Origin of the sequence: Rhodococcus sp. 14-2470-1a, assembly GCF_002259425.1 — a bacterium.
In the GTDB taxonomy this organism is placed as follows: Bacteria; Actinomycetota; Actinomycetes; order Mycobacteriales; family Mycobacteriaceae; genus Rhodococcoides; species Rhodococcoides fascians_E.
Genome location: NZ_NPFZ01000020.1, coordinates 60029 through 78397 on the forward strand (window position 1 = coordinate 60029; position 18369 = coordinate 78397).

Here is an 18369-nt window from a genome sequence, read left to right on the forward strand (position 1 = left end):
CAACACTGCCCCGCACGGACTCGCGTCGGCAAGTTTAAAGTTGGAGGTGGACGCATCCAAAAGACGACGTTGAAACAGAGGCAAAGGCGAACATGACAGCAAAACAGCCGACCATCATCTACACCCTGACCGACGAGGCGCCGATGCTGGCGACTCACGCGTTTCTGCCGGTCATACGTGCTTTTGCCAGCGCGGCCGAGATCAACGTCGAATCCAGTGACATCTCTGTCGCAAGCCGCATCCTCGCCGAGTTCCCCGATTACCTGAACGAAGACCAGCGCGTCACGGACAACCTGGCCGAGCTCGGGCGCCTCACCCAGGACCCCGACACCAACATCATCAAGCTGCCGAACATCAGCGCCTCGGTCCCTCAGTTGCTCGCAGCCATCAAGGAGCTGCAGGACAAGGGCTACGCCATCCCGGATTACCCGGGCAACCCGAAGACCGACGAAGAGCGCGAGATCCGCGACCGCTACACCAAGTGTCTCGGCAGTGCAGTGAACCCTGTTCTGCGTGAAGGCAACTCGGATCGCCGCGCACCGAAGGCCGTGAAGGAATACGCCCGCAAGCACCCGCACAGCATGGGTGAATGGTCGCCCGCGTCGCGCACGCACGTCGCACACATGCGTCACGGCGACTTCTACCACGGCGAGAAGTCCATGACGGTCGACGGCGACCGTGAGGTGAAGATGGAGCTGCTGACCGAGAGCGGCAAGACCGTCGTCCTCAAGGAGAAGGTGTCGCTGACCGACGGCGACGTCATCGACAGCATGTTCATGAGCAAGAAGGCGCTCATCGAGTTCTACGAAGAGCAGATGGAGGACGCCTACAAGACGGGCATCATGTTCTCTCTGCACGTCAAGGCCACGATGATGCGGGTGTCGCACCCCATCGTCTTCGGTCACGCGGTGAAGGTCTTCTACAAGGACGCGTTCGCCAAGCACGGCGAGCTGTTCGAGGAGCTCGGCGTCAACGTCAACAACGGCCTCTCGGATCTCTACAGCAAGATCGAGTCCCTCCCCAGCGCACAGCGTGAGGAGATCATCGACGATCTGCACAAGTGCCACGAGAAGCGCCCCGAGCTGGCCATGGTCGACTCGGCACGCGGCATCTCCAACTTCCATTCGCCCAGCGACGTCATTGTCGACGCATCCATGCCCGCAATGATTCGCAGCGGCGGCAAGATGTGGGGAGCGGACGGACGGCCGAAGGACACCAAGGCAGTCAGCCCCGAGTCGACGTTCTTCCGGATCTACCAGGAGATGATCAACTTCTGCAAGACCAACGGGGCGTTCGACCCCACCACGATGGGCACCGTTCCCAACGTCGGTCTGATGGCGCAGAAGGCCGAAGAGTACGGCTCGCACGACAAGACGTTCGAGGTCCCCGAGGGTGGCGTAGCGAACATCACCGACCTGGCGACGGGTGAGGTCCTGCTGACTCAGGACGTCGAAGAGGGTGACATCTGGCGTCTGTGCATCGTCAAGGATGCGCCGATCCGCGACTGGGTCGCTCTGGCGGTGCGCCGCACCCGTGAGTCCGGCATGCCGGTCGTCTTCTGGCTGGACCCGTACCGCCCGCACGAGAACGAGCTGATCGGTAAGGTGCGCAAGTACCTGAAGGATCACGACACCGAGGGCCTGGACATCCAGATCATGTCGCAGGTCCGCGCCATCCGCTACACGATGGAGCGCCTCATCCGCGGGCTGGACACCATCTCCGCGACGGGCAACATCCTCCGCGACTACCTGACCGACCTGTTCCCGATCCTCGAGCTCGGCACGTCCGCCAAGATGCTCTCCATCGTTCCCCTGATGGCAGGCGGCGGACTGTACGAGACCGGTGCAGGCGGCTCGGCTCCGAAGCACGTCAAGCAGCTCATCGAGGAGAACCACCTCCGGTGGGACTCGCTGGGTGAGTACCTCGCCCTCGCGGTCAGCCTCGAAGACCTCGGCACCAAGACAGGCGGCAAGGCAACGGTTCTCGGCAAGGCACTCGACGCTGCCACCGGAAAGCTCCTCGAGAACAGCAAGGGCCCGTCGCGCTCGACCGGCGAACTCGACAACCGCGGAAGCCAGTTCTACCTCGCCCTGTACTGGGCCGAGGAGCTCGCCGCACAGACCGAGGACGCGGATCTGGCGAAGCACTTCGAGCCACTGGCAAAGACCCTGGCGGAGAACGAAGATCAAATCGTCAAGGAGCTCAACGACGCTCAGGGCACGGCCGTAGACATCGGCGGATACTACTTCCCCGACCAGGAAGCCACCGCCGCCGTCATGCGTCCGAGCAAGACGTTCAACGAAGCTCTGGCCGGCTTCATCGCCTGACCCCGCAGTCGACGTTCGGCATCACTGCGCCATTCATGCTGCTGGACAGCGTGAATGGCGCAGTGATGCGTTCAGTAGTCGAGGACCGTGAACGGGTCGAAGACTGAAATGGTGCGGAAGGTGTAAGTGGAAGACCCGGCCGGGAGTTGGATCGACCGCAGAAGATGTGCCTGGCCGGCCGGATCGACCTGCCACGTCTGGCCTTGGCCGTGGAAACTCCAACTGTAGATGGGCTGGTTGGCTCCGTAGGGACTGATGATGAGCGGGTCAGACCCGCGTGTACCGTACGCGGCGGGGTCGAATGCGCTGACGTAGTGCTCTGTGTTCTCACTGGTGAACGGTGAATCGTAAATTCCGTCGGCCGAAGCCGGCGTCGCTGCCAGGGCTGTGGCGCCCAGTGCGAGTGCGGACGCAGCAATGATTTTCTTGATCAACTTTTCGGTCCTATCGTCGTTGGGACATTGTGTGAATCGACTCCGCGGTGAACCTCGTTACCCGGTCAGAAGGTCACGTTGACGTCGCGGGAGATCATGAACCCACTGTCAGCTCCGCTGTAGCAGGCGACTCCGACTTCGGTGGAGCGGCAGACCGTTCCGGTTACTCCGATGACCTGGCCGTATTCCAGTACGGGCGTGTCGTCGGCGACGAAGATGCCCTGATTGGTGCAGATCTGCTCGACGGCGCCGCCTTCGAGGATCTGCACTCCGTAGGTGTTGTTCTCGGTGTTGAGACATTCCCGACCGCTGCTGCCGGGCACGGAGTATCGGACTTGGCAGCCCACGACCGTCCCGGGCGCGTTCTGGGAGTTGAAGCCGCAGAACACGTTTTCGCTCGGGGATCGGAAGAAGTACTGGCCGTCACCACGCTCGAAATCGCGAGCATCGACGTTGACGTCATCGCGTGACGGTGTCGGCGGAATCGTGACCGGATTCGGTCCGGGGGTGGACTGATCCTCGGGCGCAGGTTCGTTGTCGGGTAGTGGAGTTTCGGTGCTGTTCGGCGTCGCCGTTGCAGTGACTGCGGCGACGGTGTCGGGTTCCCGGTAGTCCGAAGAACCGCAGGCTGCGAGTGCTGTTGCCGCGAAGACGGCCATGGTGGTGACGAACAGACGCTTCATGAAGAGCCCTCACCGGTGCATGCGGGGTGCAGCACCTTCTCGACAGGAAAATCGATGCCGCGGGAGTGGGCGTTAACGATGTTCGCGTCACGACCCCGTCACGAATCGGTGTAGGGGTAGACGTGTTGCCGCCCGTTTTGCGAAGGTGTCGTGAGTGGAGATGTAGGCCCTGGCCTACATTTCCATTCACATGAGGGGAGAGGTTATGCGAAAAGTGTTGCGAAGAGCCGTGGTTACGACGGCATTGTTCGGTTCGCTGGTCCTGGGTGCGGGCACGGCTGCCGCGGCGCCGCAGACCAGCATCACGCCGGTTCCGGTGGTCACCGGCTTTCAGATCGCTCCGGGTGCTGTGCCGGGTGGGTTGTTCCAGACCATTCCGATGAAGACGACCGTCGGAGCAGAGCCCGGTGTCGTGAGTATCTCCGCTGCGAACGTCGCTGCGTGGGACCCCCAGTATCCGTATCGGTTCCTGACGGTGCATTGGCGCAATCTGGCTACTGGTGCAACGGGTTCGGAGGGTCTGCGGCACTGGGAGCTGTCGGGTTACGAGAAGCCGCCGTACGATCCGGCGATTCCGAACGGAAACGTTCCGCTCGAGACCACCGGAGAGGGTTTGCCGACGGAAGTGGTGGCGAGAACGGGTGCAGGGCCGGTTGCCATCGTCGTGACTCATTCGCGCGAGTACTGGGGGCCGCCGCGGGTGGACACCCTCATTCCGGGTATCGGTGTGGTGTTGGTGCCCTGACGGTCAGTCGAGTTCCCGCACGGTCGTCGGCGCAGGAAGTGCGGGAACTTCCACCGGGTACAGCTGGTGGGTTCCTTTCATGCCCTTCAGCTGCACCTCTCGTGGTTCGGCGAGGACTATGTCGTACGCACGACCGATCTTCTCGCGTACCGATTCGCTGATCAGGATCTCTCCGCCGTCGGCCTGCCCTGCGACGCGTGCGGCCATCGCGACGTTGAGCCCGAACAGGTCGTCGCCGCGGCGCACCGAGCTGCCGACGTGGATGCCCATGCGGACTCGGATCCGATCCCACTTGTCCGGGTTCTCCTGCAGAGCCTCCTGAACTGCGATTCCGCATCGCACCGCTTGACCTGCATCGGTGAACGCGATCATGTAGCCGTCGCCCTGGTTCTTGATGACGTGGCCGCCGTGGCCTTCCACCTGCTTGGTGATCAGCCGGTTGTGGCGTTCCAGCAGCTTCACCCAACCGCGATCGCCCAGTTCCTCGTTGCGCGCCGTGGAGCCTTCGATGTCGGAAAACACGACCACCACGTCGCCGTCGGCCGCGATCCGCGCGAGATCGGGCCGCTCGACCTTCGCCCAGCCCGCGAGGTCTTCGACGGAGTTACGCACCGTCGCGCCGAAGCCCTTGTTGATCAGCGAATCGGCGGTGTTGAACGTCGTCCGGATCGCGAACGGCACCAAGCCACGACGTTTACGACGCTTCGGCGAGCTGTCGAGTGCTCGGTCCAGAGCAGCTCGGGTGGTCTTCAACTTCTTCTGCGACACGATCAACAGCACGCCGAGCGCAACAATGACAGCGAGCTCGACACCGGCAGCAACAATCCACAGGGTCACGCAGACATCATCGTCTGTGTCTGCCGGTTATGGGCAAACACCCCCCCTCGAGTTCGGGCGGGACAGCCTCGGACATTGCGCCCAATGCTTCGTGGGCGCTATGAGGGGAGAGATCTACGCAGTCAACGACGATGTCCTTCCTCGCCACGAAGCCGCTGAAGCTCACCAGCGGATGGACGTCGGTCAGGTATTCGGGCGCATCGTGCGGACGAGGTGATCGAGTGACATCCGAAAGAATGGAGTCATGACGTCTGTCACTTCCATGGTCTCGACTTCGGGCTCACCGTTGAAGCATGCGTACAGTGCGTAGTCCCGGGATCGGGCTGTACTTCCTCGCCCCGCTAGTTGCGGAAACTTCCTGGGTAACTTTCCGCTGTACCTGTTGCCGCTCATTCTGCCGCTGTCGCTGTGGTACGGCGCCGGCGCAGTTCTGATCCGAGAACCGACTCGACGAGCGGGCAGAGGCTGGCCGACGATACTGCTGCTGGGGCTCGCATTCGGCGTCTTCGAAGAGGGTGTGCTGACGATGTCATTGTTCAACCCCGACTACGCCGGGGTCAGAAGCGGATATTCCCCGTCACCTCTAGTTCGCGGCGATCAGCACGATTCCCGTGAGCACGACGGCCGAACCTGCCAGTCGTCGGACAGGGTTGCTTTCGTGGAACAACCACCACGCCAGCAAGGATCCGATGACGATCGACGACTCACGGGCTGGGGCGACCACCGACAGCGGCAGGGACTTCATTGCAACGAGAACCAGGATGTACGCAGCGGGGGAGAGCGCTCCGACGAGGAGGACTTCTCGCCGATAGGTCCCGAATGCGCTCTTCAACTGCGCCCCCTTGCCGACCACCTTGGGCGTGAGCAGCAGCGATTGCATCGAGACCGCCAACGCGAAATACGTGACCGGCGACAGGTCGAGAGTGACGACGGAGAAGTGATCCCACAGGGTATAGGCGGCGATCATCGCACCGGTTGCGGATCCGAACAGCACTCCTGTTGACACCGAACCATTCTGGCGACGTTTGTACCCGGTCACGACGAGTATCCCGAGAAGAATGATCACGCCGCCCAGTAGCGGCAGAATTCCAGGGCGTTCGCCGAGCACTGTGACCGCGACGACAACGGTGATCAACGGTCCTGTGCCGCGTGCGACCGGGTAGACCACGTTCAAATCGGCTCGTGCATAACCGACTTGGAGGGTCAGCGAATACCCGATGTGCAGGACGGCCGTCACGAGTGGGCCGATGAGCAAGGCCCATGATGCGGTCCACTGGCCGAACAACAGCGCTACCGGGAGGCACAGCAGGGCCGATGCCGTCATGTACATCCACACGAAGACGGCGGCGTCCCCGGTGAATCGTTTTGCTGCAATGTTCCACACGGCGTGGAATATCGCGGCGAGACCGACCAGCCCGAGTGCTGCGTGATTCACCGTTTGTCTCGGACCGGTGTGTCGAAGCCGATGGCCTCGGCGCGACGAGTTCGGTCCATGTCCGCCAACGCAACTCCGGCATGGAGTATGTCGACGACGGTCAGGTGTGCCAGGCGGCTGCTGGATTGAGCGAGTTGGAAATCGAGCTCGGAGCCACCCGCGACGAGCACGTGATCGGCGACGTCGACGAGCGGCGACGACGTGAAACTGGTGATGGCGACGACAGTGGCGCCGACATGCCGGGCGGCCTCGGCCACTGCGACGGTTTGCGGCGTGATTCCTGTGTGACTGACGGCCAGAAGGATGTCGGACGGCCGGAGGAGGCGGGCGACGACGAGTGTGGACAGGTGATCGACAGGAGCCTGGACCATCAGTCCGATCGAGGTGAACCTGACGGCGGCATCCGCGGCCACGGCCGACGACGTGCCCGATCCGGATATCAGTATCCGTTCGGCCTGATCGAGTTTGCCCACGACCTGCTGCACGACTTCCTCGTTCAGGGTTCCTCGGACGGCTCCGATGACGTTGACATGGCTCGACAAGATCGAATCGACGAGTTCCTTGGGTGTCGTCACATCGGTCAGGCGGGGAGGTGGGACGAACATTCCTGCCCCGCCGGACGCCCGAGCCACTGCGAATTTCAGGTCGCTGAACCCCGAGAAACCGGCAGCTCGAGCCGCCCGAACCACGGTTGCGTTCGATACACCGGCGCGCTCGGCGACCTCTGCCGTCGACGCGTTCTGAACGAACTCCGGCTGATCGAGAACCAGCCGAATCACCGACGCATCACTGGCTCTGAGGCTGGGCAGCACCGCACGCATCACGCCCTGGAGGCTCGTCATGTCGAACGGGTGTGTCGGCGGTGTCATCGTCGGGAGTCTCTCCTCGGTGCGCTCGTGGCTACCGACAAGGTATCAATGTTTCAGATCGGAGACAATGAAGGAAATGGTGTTTCCAACTGCTGCGGTGTACGCGTCCGCCCCTTGTCCGGGTGCGCAGTGTCGGTCTCGTATGGAACTGTGGGGTCTGGTTGGGGAACCAGACAGACACGACAGGGGAGTGCCGGTGACCAAGCCCGACGAGGCCGTGGACAGACCGCTCATGGAGGTCGTGTTCGACGCCATCGACGCAGATCAGGACTTGGCCGACGAAGCCAAATACCTCGTCCTTGCCGCGCTCGAAGGCATTGCCGAACTCGACGATCAGCTCGACGGTGTCACCCTTTTGCAGGCCCGCCGGGCTGCGCACGGCATGACCCAGGAGGATCCTGTCGGTGCATTCCTGACGTCCATCGAGGTGGCCGGCTTCCGCGGTATCGGGCCCAAGTCCGAGCTGACGCTTCATCCCGCCCCCGGTATCACCATCGTCAGTGGCCGAAACGGCTCCGGCAAGTCCAGCTTTGCGGAGGCTCTCGAATTCGCAGTCACGGGCAAGAGCTACCGATGGGAGAACAAGGCCAAGCTGTGGGCCGACACATGGCGCAACCTGCACGACGCGTCGCAGTGCCAGGTGCGCGTCGGACTCACCATCGAGGGTTCGGAACGGACCGTCGTCGGCGTCGACTGGGATCCTGATGCCGCCTTGCGCGAGAACAAGACATGGACGCAGGTCGGGAATGCAAAACGCTCGCCCGGCACCGATTCTCTCGGGTGGAAGTCTGCCGTGGAACTGCACCGACCGATCCTGTCGTACGACGAGATCGGCGGTCTCGTCGAAGACAGTCCGTCGACCCTGTACGACGCGTTGGCGAAACTACTCGGACTCGACGAGATCACCGACGCCGAGAAGCGGCTGACTGCAGCGTTGAAGAACGCCAAAGTGCCGCGCCAGCAGGCGAAAGACGCGTTGATCCAGCTCAAACGCATCGTGGCCGAATCCGACGACGATCGCGCAGTGCAGGCCGTGGCGCTGCTGAAGAAGCGCCAGCCTGACGTCGGAGCCGTGCAATCTCTTGCAACCGGTTCGACGTCCGAGCAGTCACCTGCTTTGTCGGGCCTGCGCACCATCGGTGGGTTGGCGGTACCGCTGCCCGAACAGATCGAGACGGTCGTTGCCGCAGTCCGTTCCGCCGTCGCGAACAACATCGATCTCGCCAACGATGCCGCTGCGATTGCCGACAAGCGAAACGCCCTGCTGGGGACTGCTCTGGAGCTACACGATCTGGTCGGCGATGGTCGGTGCCCTGTGTGCGAAACGGGAATTCTCGACGACGCATGGGCCGCGCATGCCCGTGCGCGGATCGATGCCGAAGACGACAAGCTCGCACAGTTCAAGCAGTCCCGACGCGATCTGGACGAGGCGCGCCGCGCAGCTCGCATGCTGATCGACGACTTGACCACGGCCGACACTGTCGCGGGTGTCGAGTTGTCCTCTCTGACTGCATACAACGAGGCCGTTGCGACGGCTCGGGCTGTGCCCGAATCTGTTTCCGGCCTCGCAGAACACCTGAACTCGACGCTGTTTGCGGTCAGTGAATCAGGCCAGAACCTGCGTCAGGAAGCACTCGACTCCATCGCGGCGCGGGAGGACACGTGGGCGCCTATCGCTTCTCGTCTCGCGTCGTGGGTACAGCTGGAACGGGAGGCAGCCAAGACGGATGCGACCGTGGCCGATCTCGAGGCTGCGAAGAAGTGGATGACCGCCCACGCGATCGATCTGCGTAATCAGCGACTCGAGCCGATCGCAGAGCAGGCGAGGGACATCTGGGCCGAACTACGGCAGGAAAGCAACGTCGATATCGGCGCAATCAGCCTGGAGGGAAGCAGTACTCGTCGTAAAGCGGTGTTGAAGGGAACGGTCGACGGTGCACCGTCGGAGGCGTTGTCGGTGATGAGTCAGGGCGAATTGCATGCGCTCGCTCTGGCGTTGTTCATTCCGCGGGCGACGACGCCGAACAGCCCGTTCCGCTTCATCGTTCTCGATGATCCGATTCAGGCCATGGATCCTGCCAAGATCGACGGATTCATTCGCGTGCTGTCGAGCTTGGCCGAGACCCGGCAGGTGGTGGTCTTCTCGCACGACGACCGACTCGCCACCGCGATCCGGCAGATGGCCGTCGATGCGCGATTGGTGGAGGTGACGCGCGAGACGGGGTCGAGAATTCATGTCAGAGAGACGCTCAATCAAGCCAAGCGATACGTCGACGACGCGTACGCCCTGGTGCGCGACGAGAATGTACCTGGCGATGTGAAGCGGCGCGCCGCACCGGGTTTGTTCCGGTTGGCTCTGGAATCCGCTGCGCAGCAATTGTTCTATGCAACCCAGCATCGGGCGGGGGAGAGCCGCGAGGACACCGAGAAGCGCTGGGGTGATGTGAAGAAGACTCGCAATCGGCTCGCGTTGGCAGTACACGGTGATGCGGACAAGGATCTGGGCGGGTGGCTGTCCTACAGACCGGAACGGTGGCCGACACTCAAACTCTGCAACGCGGGCGTGCACGGTGACGCGGTGGCGGTCGATGTCGACGCGGTGAAGGATCTCGGCCGCGTGGTCGACGGGATTTTGAGCTCGTGACGGCAATCGCATTGCGAAACGCGGAGCGTCTGCTCGACGGAAACGTCGGTGCGGCAGGTAGTTCGGCGAGATTGGCGGCTTTCCTCGCGCGGCAGGCGTTGGAGGATCTGGTGGACCAGCATCTTCGTGCGTTGGGTGCCGAGGTTCCGAATGCGAGCATGCGGTCGAAGCTGGTCATTCTTCGGTCCCTGGGCACTACCGAACGCGCAGACGCTGCCGCGATGGCCTGGAACCGGCTCAGCAACGTGTGTCACCACCATGCCTACGAATTGGCGCCCACGGTGTCCGAGGTGCGGCACCTGTGCAGGGTGGTGGCAGTGTTGCTCGAGCCGGGTCCGGTCGCCTGAGACGTTCTCGCGCCCGATGGTCAGAGGGGGAGTGGGTGGCTGAGCAACCCCGTTGCCTCACCGCGTCCGGACAAGAGCGAGCAGAATTCGACGGCGTCGATCTCGACTGCCTCTCCGCCCGACCCTGCGCGGTACGAACCGCCGGCCGGACCGGTCAGGGTGAGGTCGAACGGTTGGCCGTGTGTGCCGGCCCATTCTGCGACGATATCGGCGACGAGACGTCCGTCGTGCGCAGCGTCGATGTCGAGCTCCGTGCCGGCGGCGCGTGTGATGTCCACCCGGTGCATCCAGACGTCGCGGGTGAATCCGACGTCGAAAAGGTACGCGATCGGCTGACGTCCTACTGGCTCAGGAAGATTCAGCAAGGGCAGTTTGGCGATCGGGCGGGGTAGCTTCGAACGTGACTTCAGCGCAGCCGGGGCGAGCGTGTCCCACTCTGCGATCAGCTCGTCAGGCGAGCTGGTGGCCCGCTCACGCACCTGCAGCTCGTTCATGCCGTCCCACCAGAACTCCCCGCCGATCTCGGCGACCAGAGGCTTGCCTGTGCGGACCTGCCTGACAAATTCGCGCGGGGATGCTTGGCCGGCAGCGGATCCGACGATGTGGGCCGCGACGGCGTGCACATCCCACATTTGACACACGGTGGGCTTACCCCAGTCGTCTGTGCGTAGTGCGCGGAGAGCAGCGGCGAACTTGTCGCTTTCGACCGAAGCGATCTGCATCGCCTCTCGGTGTTGAATTCGCGGAATCGCGGCGACGTCGACGAACGTGGGAACGGTCATGGTAGGCCTCTCGGGGCGTGTCATAAGCAGGGCAAAGCTCGGTCATGTGGCCGGATGAACTGCACCGGTGAGGAACATTGCGACGACGCGGGGCACGTGCTGCACCCATCGGTCACCACCCGGATCGTTGGCTATCTGCTGATCGCACAAGCCTGCGATCAGGGAGCTGAAGATGTCGATGTCGTCCTGATCGTCGGCGCCGACGCGGGTGAGGATCGCTCTGGCTCGGCCGTAGAACTCGAGGGCAGCCTCCCACGAGGCAGGCGAGGGCGCGAAGCCAGGAATGGTGCGTTGGAAGAGCATTTGGTGCACGACCGGGTATGTACTCGAGAACCGTACGTTGTCGACCACGAACTGCTCCAGCGCTGCGCGTGGGTCTGTCGGCATCGGCTGACTGTCCAGGTAGTCGATGAGCTGGCGGTACCCGTCGGCGAACATGGCGTCGTACAGGTCGAGCTTGGAAGCGAAATACACGTACAGCGATGGCTGGCGCAGGTTGACGCCGGCGGCCAACTCGCGCAACGAGATCAGCGCAAGCCCGTCGCGCTCGGCAAGCTGCCACGCTTCGGTGAGTATTGCGGAGACTTTCGCTTCACGCCTGGCGCGGCGGGGGTCGTTCTGTGCGTCTGACACCAGCTCCTCCTATCGTCGATAGGAAAACTATCAGCGATAGGTGGGTAAATGTCAAGCCGGCTCATATCGCCTACCTTTGGTCACGGAACGGCGGCCGAGGAGGTGGGCGAGACTTAGAACAGCGTCGGGTCGTCCGGTAAAAGTGTGTCGGCGAAGCGGTAGTCGCAGCCGATATCGATCTTGGTACTCGGGTCCTGCTTGTCCCGGAACCACGTCACGCAGGTTTCCGCGGCCAGGCGCCGGTCTTTGGTGAACATGTAACCGTCGGTGCAGTCGTCGAAATGCTCCTGCAGGTACCACTGGTCGAGAGTGACTGTCGCCGTTGAGTAGTCGGCCAGCAGGAGATGTCCGAGTTCGGTGCGCGAGCGACGAACCAGGATGACGTCGTCCTCCATTACCTGGAGCTGGGCGCACGGGACGTCGTCGGGATCGTCTTGGCTTTGGATGTAGTCGCCCGGTCCGAGGTCGATGATCAGTGCCACGGGTTGGTCGACGAGGGATTCGGCGAGCCATTCCCGCGTGTAGACCCACGGATCGATTGCGACGCGGGTTCCCAATGGTGTGTAGAAGGCGGTCAACAGCGCGCCACCTTCTACCGGCGCTACCCACCCGTCTACGGAGTCTCCATTGCCGAACAGGTTGAAATCCGCTTCGTCGCCGTCACGCCAGAGCGTCCGCGATGTGACCTGGCCGATCTGGAGGTCTCCCTGTTGCTCGACTTCCACCGACCATCCGGTGTAGTCGTGGTCGAGGTCGGTGATCACCGCATACCGGTCTCCATCGATCGTCGACGCGAAATGCCATTCTGGGGCTGTGTTGTCGGGTTGATTCAAGTGTGTCTCCTCTGTTGTGGGTGTCTGGTCAGGCGGCGGGCTGGAGGTCGGAGGCCAGGGTCTGCAAGTCCGCCACCAGTTGCTCGTAACCGACGAGGCCGAGGCCCAGTGCATCGCCATGTGTCGAGGTGGCCCGTACGAAGACTGGCACGAGGGGTGCGTATTTGGCGCGCAACCGGTTTCGCTTGTCGGCGTCCCGTAGGTCGCTGAGGCTCCCTGCGTTGTCGAGGAAGTCGGACACCTTGACCAGAAACACCCGAGGGTCGGCGATCGTTGCGGTCACGTGGGCCGCATAGTGTTCGTTCTTCTCTGCTGGGCTGAGGTCGGCCGGCTTCGGCGGGTTGCTCACCGCGTCGACGATTCCCGCGATTGTGGCTCCGAAGTGCGTGTCGAGTTGCCGCAGGGCCTCGGCGCGTGCCGGCGCAGATGCATCTCCGCCGAGTAGCAGAACGAGCTCCTCGGCCTGATCCTCGACGGTGTCGTGCAGGGCCGTTGCTGCCAGAACATCCATGTCGGAGCATCCGAATCGAATGTTGCGCAACGTATTCCGAAGTGGATGGGTGATGTACTGCTCGGCTGCGCCGCTGCGGCCGGGTCGTGTCTGGTGCCGGTGTGCCAGCGCGGCGAGCGCCATCGCGTCGCGCACCGCTGGCTCTGATCCTGTTGCCTGATCGATGGCCAACACTAGGCTCGCGGCGTCGAGATCGCGCAGATCCATGGTCTGGAACTTGTCGCCGATGGTGGCGTTCGAGTTGGAAAAATTCATAGGTGTCCTCCAGAAATGTTCGAGGGGGAGTGGGCGGCCTGATGGCTCGGCCCGATACAACTCACTGTAGCGGACGGGTCCGACAGAAAACGGGCATGTCGCAGGGGTATGCAACCATGCGGAGGTAGAAGTTTCTCCGCGGTGCCGACTTACCCGCAACTCTCTTCCCCACGGCGCATCGACGATGCGCGACGAAAGGTGACCTGATGGCCAAGAAGATTCTGTACATCGATCTCGACAACACACTCGTGAACTTCCAGTCCGGTATCGACCGTGCCGACCCCGCCGACATCGCGAAATACCCGAACGACCTCGACGAGGTGCCACACATCTTCTCGAAGATGGATCCGATCGACGGGGCGCTCGACGCCTACCGGACGCTGGCAGTTGCATTCGATACCTACATCCTCTCCACTGCCCCGTGGAAAAACCCGAGCGCCTGGCACGACAAGGTGCTGTGGGTGCAGAAGCACCTCGGATTCGAGGAAGGATCGATCGCCTACAAGCGGCTGATTCTGTCCCACCACAAGAACCTCAATCGAGGCGACTTCCTCGTCGACGACCGAGACAAGAACGGCGCCAGTGAATTCGAGGGCGAATGGTTGCGCTACGGGGCCGGGCCGTTCGAGACGTGGGACCAGGTGACGGCCTACTTGCTGGCGCGTGCGTGAAGCGTTCCAAATTTCTTGTCGGTACCCCTCGGTATGGTTCAACCATCACCTTCACCGCGCCCCATCGGCGCGCATTCAAGTCGCACTTATCCAGGAGGTTCTTTTGACCAATCCACAGCTGTCTCTCGTTGCTGCTCTGCTCGACCGTTCGGGCTCGATGAACGGCATCGCCGACGACACCCGCGGCGGGTTCGACTCCTTCATCGCCAAGGAGCGGGAGTCCGACGGCGAAACGAACGTCACGCTCGCGCAGTTCGACGACCGGTACGAGCTGGTCTACAGCTCCAAGCCGATCGTCGACGTGCCTTCACTTGTGCTGGAGCCGCGCGGCATGACTGCGTTGTACGACGCTGTCGGCCGGCTCGTCACCGAGGTCGGCGCCGAGCTCGCAGCATTGGCCGAAGACGACCGCCCTGGTTCGGTCACCGTGCTTGTCATGACCGACGGTCACGAGAACGCGAGCAAGGAGTGGACCAATACCGCTGTGCGCGAACTGATTGCGAGCCAGGAGCGGGACTATCAGTGGGACTTCGTGTTCCTCGGGTCCAACATCGATGCAGTCGAGGTCGGTGCTGATCTGGGTTTCGCGCGGGACAAGTCGATGACGTACGTGTCGACGACGGTGGGCGTCACGGCTGCCTTCGATTCGGTGGCGAGTTACCAGGATCGCAAGCGTGCCCAGGTTATGGGAGCCCCTCCGGCCCGGGGCTTCTCCGAGTCCGATCGCCGCCGGGCGCGAGGGGAGTGAGCCCGGGCGGCTCGGATCGCTGAGCGTTTGGCGTGCCCGGGTCCGAAGTCGATGTTCCTCGATTTGGTTCGGATCGTGAGGGTCTCGTGGATGCAGCGGTCCGACGCGCTGAATGTCGAGTCGGTTCCAGGTCGGGGAGCCGGTCGTGCCGGACTCAGAACAACGTCGGTGCGGCGTAGCTTCCATCGCGAGCCTCGCGGAGTCGAGCGCTCCACCGCTGCACGAGCCACATCTCGACGAGTTCGGGACTCGTGCCGATGTCGGTCGCCCACCTCGACAGCAGCGCGACGTAGCGGTCGTAGCGTCGTCTGGTGAATCCAGTGACGGCGGGATCTTCGAGCCATCCCTCGTGGATGAGGGTGGAGACACCGTACTGGTCGATCAGTTGTGCGCGGCCGCCTTCGACCGATCCCTTCACAGCCCACATGAACGTGGCGATCAGCGACACTCCGACACCCGGAGTGTCCGGCCAGCCGGACCAGGAGCCGGACGGGGTTTCACGAAGTATCCGGTCTCGCGCGCACCCTTCGAGAACTTTCAGGATCTTGGCGAGCGGATTCTCGTCGGCATCGGCGAGATGCGGGTTGCGCACGTCCGGGAATCGTCGCATCGCCTTGCGGTTGCGGTGGCTGCCCTGCCACGCCGCGCAAAGAAACAAAAGCCCGAGGGAATCATGCTCGCACTGAGCGAGATCCGTGCCCATCTTCAGGTCGTTACGCTGGACGACCGCGTTGCCGCGGGTGACGATCTGCCCGTCCAAATCCCGGCCACGCAATCGAACATCGAGGCCGACCTCGCGCAGGTGCCGATTCCACCAGTCGAGGTCCACCTCGACACCATCGTCGAGCACGTGCAGATCGAAGTTGCGAAGCTGGCACCACTGAACACACGCCGCAGGTAGGTCGAATCCCTCGTCGAGTCGTGACATGACGTCATCTTGGCATCGGGCACCGACAAATCTCGTTCGACGGTGGGAGGGCGATCTGCGAGGGTGGAGACCATGGCACGTTCGTTCGAGGAATTGGTAGCCGAGGCAGAATCCGTCTCGGTCGACGGTTGGGATTTCAGCTGGCTCGACGGCCGCGCCACCGAGCAGCGTCCGTCGTGGGCATACCAGCGTCTGATGGGGGAGAAGCTCGGGCAGGCGAGTGCGGCGCTCGACATTCAGACCGGCGGAGGTGAGGTTCTCGCCGGTGCACCGACGATTCCTCCGGTGATGGCCGCAACCGAGTCGTGGCCGCCGAATGTCGCCAAGGCGACGGGGTTGCTCCGTCCTCGCGGCGTCGTCGTGGTGGCGGAGCAAGACGAACCTCCGCTGCCCTTCGCCGATGGCGCTTTCGATCTGGTGACGAGCCGGCATCCCGCGACCGTGTGGTGGGACGAGATCAGCCGGGTCCTGCAACCAGGAGGGAAGTACTTCGCTCAGCATGTCGGCCATTCCAGCGTTTTCGAGCTGGTGGAGTTCTTCCTCGGGCAGCAACCGGAGAGTGTTCGACGCGGTCGCCATTACGAGGACGAGAGCGGGCAAGCTCGTGCCGCCGGACTCGAGGTGGTGGACCTTCGATTCGAGCGTTTGAAGATCGAGTTCTTCGATATCGGTGCCGTCGTTTACTTTCTGCGCAAGGTTATTTGGATGGTGCCGGGATTCACCGTCGATCAGTACCGCGGGCGGCTGCGGGAGCTGCACGACCTGATCGAGGCGGAGGGTCCGTTCGTTGCGCACTCGAGTCGATTTTTGATTGAGGCCCGTAAGCGCTGAGCACTTGTTCGCACCAGCTTTGGGTCATTCGTCCGGGGCGGATCGGTCTCAGCTCTGCCGACGCTCGACGCGTCGCCGGTCATCGAGATGTGCGGTGCGGAGGGCTTCCAAAGCGCGATCGAGCGTCGACCTGCCGGGATTAACTACGCAGACCCACCCGTACGCGCCGTACAGCGGTTGGGGGTTGAACACGTCCTCGGTGCTGTAGTCCACAGCTGCCGCATCGATGTCGCCCGGCGCGTATCCGATCAGTTCGGAGAAGGCCTGCGATCCGACGTGGATGTTCAGTCGCCAGCGATCGGGTGCTTCGAGACGAGAAGTCATGTCGTCCGGATAGTCCTTGGTCACGATCGTCGCGTAGGGCTGGCGGTTGCGCGGAACCTGGCCGTCGGGTGCGTAGTAGAAGAAGTGATCGCCCCACGAGATCTCGGGATGCTCGCTCCCCGGAGCGGGTGCGAGTTCGAGGACACCGTCCAGGGTCCGTAGGCCTGCCAGGATCTTTTCCATCGACATGGTCCCAGTATCAACTCTTTCGCCCTCAGGTGTTGCGCTGGGTTTGTGCTGGTTTTGTCACCACGGTGACCTCTGGAGCGCCATGATCCCGAAACCACTGCTGTAGTTCCTCACCGTCGATGATGTGTGGTTCGTCGAGTCCGACGTCGACGGATTCGTCGACGACGCCTCGCATGCCTGTCCGCGTGCGATCGAGTATCGCGGAAGTCCACTCCGCGCCGGCGAAGTCCATACCGGAGAGGTCTGAATCGGAGAAGTCCAGTCCTCCTCCTTCGAGAATTGGGATATTGCCAGGTGTCACCTGTTCGAAAAATGTCTCCACGGCCTGGATGGCTTTGTCGTCGTCCGGCCACACGGTGACATCTTGACGTCGCGTCCGGTATTCGATCATGATGTCCACCTTACTTTCCCAGCCCATTCTGGAAAGTGACGCGCGTAGTCCCTCGACTCGGCTTCGTACGGACCCGGAGGCATGCGCGCACATCTCGGCGGCGTCGTAAAAAGCCTGCGGATTGACGTTCCTTGCGATCCTCGAAGCATGCGAACATTCATGTCGGCTGTAACCGTGTAGTGATGGTGCGCGGAACGGGTCAGCATCTCGATCTGACTTACGTGCGCGACGAGGTCAGTCGCTGCGGCAGCCCACGTTGAATGTGCGTCCGTATAGGCGTCGGCTCCGGGTCCGATCCATCCGGCCTGTGTCAAAGATGCTGCGCGACGGTCGAGCTCGTCCAACTCGTCCCGAACGAAGCCCGCGAGACCGGAGATACGAGCAGTCAGCGCTTCGAGGTCATCCGGGTCGACCGAGAACGGCATGGTCATAACTGATCGGCAATCGTCGATCGCGTCTGTTCCTCGGTTGCTCATACCCGACGGCCGAATCTGTCAGCGACGCCGACAATGCCGCCAATGAGTCGAGAATTCGGCTGCCATCGTGGTGACAGTGATTCCAGACCTCGCGATACGCATCTGCCGACATACCGGTCCACGCGACTGCATCCACGTCTCGGCTGACAGAGGACAGCGCGCTACGCAACGTCTGTTCGAGCTGCCTCGCCGCGGCCCCCACCGCAGAGATCTGTTCCGGAATTGCTGACAACACCCCGTCAGGGGTCCCCCCGTCGCCCATACCGAGCAAGCTACACCACGAGGGTGATGCTGTCCCGATCGTCGAAATCGTCGAAAAAATCTTGAGATGGAGGGAACCAAGCGGGTGCGTAGTGCGTCCTTACGGATAACGCGTAGACAAGCACACGGAACACTGTCATTTTCGAGATGAAAAAGGGCTGAGCGGCATTGGGGGAGTTCGAGTACTTCGTCGCTCCGGCGGTTCAGTGGTCATC

Annotated in this window: 21 protein-coding genes; 7 read left to right on the forward strand and 14 right to left on the reverse strand. The window is 62.6% G+C overall.

All coding sequences use genetic code 11. The features are described from left to right. Positions 1 to 92: 92 nt before the first annotated feature. Positions 93 to 2327, forward strand: a complete 2235-nt coding sequence (locus CH292_RS10325) for an NADP-dependent isocitrate dehydrogenase (RefSeq protein WP_094654639.1) — start codon at positions 93 to 95, stop codon at positions 2325 to 2327. A 71-nt stretch (positions 2328 to 2398) separates the two neighbouring features. On the opposite strand, the gene CH292_RS10330 is transcribed toward CH292_RS10325, so the two are convergent. Together CH292_RS10330 and CH292_RS10335 are read right to left on the reverse strand one after the other, a co-directional pair. Further along, positions 2399 to 2761, reverse strand: a complete 363-nt coding sequence (locus CH292_RS10330) for a hypothetical protein (protein WP_019663310.1) — start codon at positions 2759 to 2761, stop codon at positions 2399 to 2401. A 65-nt stretch (positions 2762 to 2826) separates the two neighbouring features. Then, the gene (locus tag CH292_RS10335; protein WP_020112756.1) at positions 2827 to 3444 is read right to left on the reverse strand and encodes a hypothetical protein; all 618 of its coding nucleotides are present in this window, start codon (positions 3442 to 3444) and stop codon (positions 2827 to 2829) included. A gap of 205 nt (positions 3445 to 3649) precedes the next feature. Between CH292_RS10335 and CH292_RS10340 the strand changes: the two genes are divergently transcribed. Then, positions 3650 to 4189, forward strand: a complete 540-nt coding sequence (locus tag CH292_RS10340) for a hypothetical protein (protein WP_256977297.1) — start codon at positions 3650 to 3652, stop codon at positions 4187 to 4189. Positions 4190 to 4192: 3 nt separating this feature from the next. Here the strand turns inward: CH292_RS10340 and CH292_RS10345 are convergent, their stop codons facing one another. The 3 genes from CH292_RS10345 to CH292_RS10360 all read right to left on the reverse strand — a co-directional run bounded on the left by CH292_RS10345 (position 4193) and on the right by CH292_RS10360 (position 7330). After that, complete coding sequence (locus CH292_RS10345; RefSeq protein WP_094654640.1) at positions 4193 to 5026, reverse strand: adenylate/guanylate cyclase domain-containing protein; 834 nt, start codon at positions 5024 to 5026, stop codon at positions 4193 to 4195. Between the two features lie 583 nt (positions 5027 to 5609). Beyond that, positions 5610 to 6461 (reverse strand): DMT family transporter, encoded by an 852-nt coding sequence (locus CH292_RS10355; protein ID WP_094654641.1) that lies wholly within the window; start codon positions 6459 to 6461, stop codon positions 5610 to 5612. Further along, the gene (locus tag CH292_RS10360; protein WP_094654642.1) at positions 6458 to 7330 is read right to left on the reverse strand and encodes a MurR/RpiR family transcriptional regulator; all 873 of its coding nucleotides are present in this window, start codon (positions 7328 to 7330) and stop codon (positions 6458 to 6460) included. Before CH292_RS10360 ends, CH292_RS10355 begins: the two co-directional genes overlap by 4 nt. 196 nt (positions 7331 to 7526) lie before the next feature. On the opposite strand from CH292_RS10360, the gene CH292_RS10365 reads away from it, so the two are divergent. Both CH292_RS10365 and CH292_RS10370 read left to right on the forward strand, forming a co-directional pair. After that, positions 7527 to 9974: an AAA family ATPase gene (locus tag CH292_RS10365; protein WP_094654643.1), complete on the forward strand. Its 2448-nt coding sequence runs from the start codon at positions 7527 to 7529 to the stop codon at positions 9972 to 9974. Continuing rightward, entirely contained in the window at positions 9971 to 10321 is a 351-nt protein-coding gene (locus CH292_RS10370; protein ID WP_019663318.1) for a hypothetical protein, read from the forward strand. The genes CH292_RS10365 and CH292_RS10370 overlap by 4 nt, the downstream gene beginning before the upstream one ends. 20 nt (positions 10322 to 10341) lie before the next feature. Here the strand turns inward: CH292_RS10370 and CH292_RS10375 are convergent, their stop codons facing one another. The 4 genes from CH292_RS10375 to CH292_RS10390 all read right to left on the reverse strand — a co-directional run bounded on the left by CH292_RS10375 (position 10342) and on the right by CH292_RS10390 (position 13335). Beyond that, entirely contained in the window at positions 10342 to 11103 is a 762-nt protein-coding gene (locus tag CH292_RS10375; RefSeq protein ID WP_094654644.1) for a maleylpyruvate isomerase family mycothiol-dependent enzyme, read from the reverse strand. 42 nt (positions 11104 to 11145) lie between these two features. Next, a complete protein-coding gene (locus tag CH292_RS10380; RefSeq protein ID WP_256978012.1) occupies positions 11146 to 11736 on the reverse strand; it encodes a TetR/AcrR family transcriptional regulator in 591 nt (196 codons plus the stop codon). Between the two features lie 113 nt (positions 11737 to 11849). Then, a complete protein-coding gene (locus CH292_RS29305; protein ID WP_256978013.1) occupies positions 11850 to 12569 on the reverse strand; it encodes a hypothetical protein in 720 nt (239 codons plus the stop codon). 28 nt (positions 12570 to 12597) lie between these two features. Then, the gene (locus tag CH292_RS10390) at positions 12598 to 13335 is read right to left on the reverse strand and encodes an HD domain-containing protein (protein ID WP_094654646.1); all 738 of its coding nucleotides are present in this window, start codon (positions 13333 to 13335) and stop codon (positions 12598 to 12600) included. A 206-nt stretch (positions 13336 to 13541) separates the two neighbouring features. On the opposite strand from CH292_RS10390, the gene CH292_RS10395 reads away from it, so the two are divergent. Both CH292_RS10395 and CH292_RS10400 read left to right on the forward strand, forming a co-directional pair. Continuing rightward, positions 13542 to 14006 carry a hypothetical protein gene (locus tag CH292_RS10395; RefSeq protein WP_094654647.1) on the forward strand — a complete coding sequence of 155 codons (465 nt, stop codon included), beginning with the start codon at positions 13542 to 13544 and terminating at the stop codon, positions 14004 to 14006. A gap of 103 nt (positions 14007 to 14109) precedes the next feature. Further along, positions 14110 to 14754: a vWA domain-containing protein gene (locus CH292_RS10400; RefSeq protein WP_256978014.1), complete on the forward strand. Its 645-nt coding sequence runs from the start codon at positions 14110 to 14112 to the stop codon at positions 14752 to 14754. A gap of 154 nt (positions 14755 to 14908) precedes the next feature. On the opposite strand, the gene CH292_RS10405 is transcribed toward CH292_RS10400, so the two are convergent. After that, positions 14909 to 15682 (reverse strand): hypothetical protein, encoded by a 774-nt coding sequence (locus CH292_RS10405; RefSeq protein ID WP_094654648.1) that lies wholly within the window; start codon positions 15680 to 15682, stop codon positions 14909 to 14911. 72 nt (positions 15683 to 15754) lie between these two features. Here CH292_RS10405 and CH292_RS10410 point away from each other — a divergent pair, with 72 nt between their 5' ends. Then, positions 15755 to 16513, forward strand: a complete 759-nt coding sequence (locus tag CH292_RS10410; RefSeq protein WP_094654677.1) for a methyltransferase domain-containing protein — start codon at positions 15755 to 15757, stop codon at positions 16511 to 16513. Between the two features lie 48 nt (positions 16514 to 16561). Here the strand turns inward: CH292_RS10410 and CH292_RS10415 are convergent, their stop codons facing one another. From CH292_RS10415 to CH292_RS29635, 4 genes are read right to left on the reverse strand one after another with little or no spacing between them, the layout of a single operon-like run. Continuing rightward, positions 16562 to 17026 (reverse strand): DUF6194 family protein, encoded by a 465-nt coding sequence (locus CH292_RS10415; RefSeq protein WP_094654649.1) that lies wholly within the window; start codon positions 17024 to 17026, stop codon positions 16562 to 16564. Positions 17027 to 17051: 25 nt separating this feature from the next. Next, positions 17052 to 17417: a hypothetical protein gene (locus tag CH292_RS10420; protein ID WP_143545733.1), complete on the reverse strand. Its 366-nt coding sequence runs from the start codon at positions 17415 to 17417 to the stop codon at positions 17052 to 17054. Further along, the gene (locus CH292_RS29630; RefSeq protein ID WP_094654651.1) at positions 17414 to 17893 is read right to left on the reverse strand and encodes a WXG100 family type VII secretion target; all 480 of its coding nucleotides are present in this window, start codon (positions 17891 to 17893) and stop codon (positions 17414 to 17416) included. Before CH292_RS29630 ends, CH292_RS10420 begins: the two co-directional genes overlap by 4 nt. Further along, entirely contained in the window at positions 17817 to 18155 is a 339-nt protein-coding gene (locus CH292_RS29635; RefSeq protein WP_143545734.1) for a WXG100 family type VII secretion target, read from the reverse strand. Before CH292_RS29635 ends, CH292_RS29630 begins: the two co-directional genes overlap by 77 nt. Positions 18156 to 18369: the final 214 nt, after the last annotated feature.

Excerpts from the sequence above, each read along its gene's own strand:
- CH292_RS10325 (WP_094654639.1), top strand. The coding sequence starts at position 93 with ATGACAGCAAAACAGCCGACCATCATCTACACCCTGACCGACGAGGCG.
- CH292_RS10335 (WP_020112756.1), bottom strand. The coding sequence starts at position 3,444 with ATGAAGCGTCTGTTCGTCACCACCATGGCCGTCTTCGCGGCAACAGCA.
- CH292_RS10340 (WP_256977297.1), top strand. The coding sequence starts at position 3,650 with ATGCGAAAAGTGTTGCGAAGAGCCGTGGTTACGACGGCATTGTTCGGT.
- CH292_RS10360 (WP_094654642.1), bottom strand. The coding sequence starts at position 7,330 with ATGACACCGCCGACACACCCGTTCGACATGACGAGCCTCCAGGGCGTG.
- CH292_RS10375 (WP_094654644.1), bottom strand. The coding sequence starts at position 11,103 with ATGACCGTTCCCACGTTCGTCGACGTCGCCGCGATTCCGCGAATTCAA.
- CH292_RS10390 (WP_094654646.1), bottom strand. The coding sequence starts at position 13,335 with ATGAATTTTTCCAACTCGAACGCCACCATCGGCGACAAGTTCCAGACC.
- CH292_RS10395 (WP_094654647.1), top strand. The coding sequence starts at position 13,542 with ATGGCCAAGAAGATTCTGTACATCGATCTCGACAACACACTCGTGAAC.
- CH292_RS10405 (WP_094654648.1), bottom strand. The coding sequence starts at position 15,682 with ATGTCACGACTCGACGAGGGATTCGACCTACCTGCGGCGTGTGTTCAG.
- CH292_RS10410 (WP_094654677.1), top strand. The coding sequence starts at position 15,755 with ATGGCACGTTCGTTCGAGGAATTGGTAGCCGAGGCAGAATCCGTCTCG.
- CH292_RS10415 (WP_094654649.1), bottom strand. The coding sequence starts at position 17,026 with ATGTCGATGGAAAAGATCCTGGCAGGCCTACGGACCCTGGACGGTGTC.
- CH292_RS10420 (WP_143545733.1), bottom strand. The coding sequence starts at position 17,417 with ATGATCGAATACCGGACGCGACGTCAAGATGTCACCGTGTGGCCGGAC.
- CH292_RS29630 (WP_094654651.1), bottom strand. The coding sequence starts at position 17,893 with ATGAGCAACCGAGGAACAGACGCGATCGACGATTGCCGATCAGTTATG.
- CH292_RS29635 (WP_143545734.1), bottom strand. The coding sequence starts at position 18,155 with ATGGGCGACGGGGGGACCCCTGACGGGGTGTTGTCAGCAATTCCGGAA.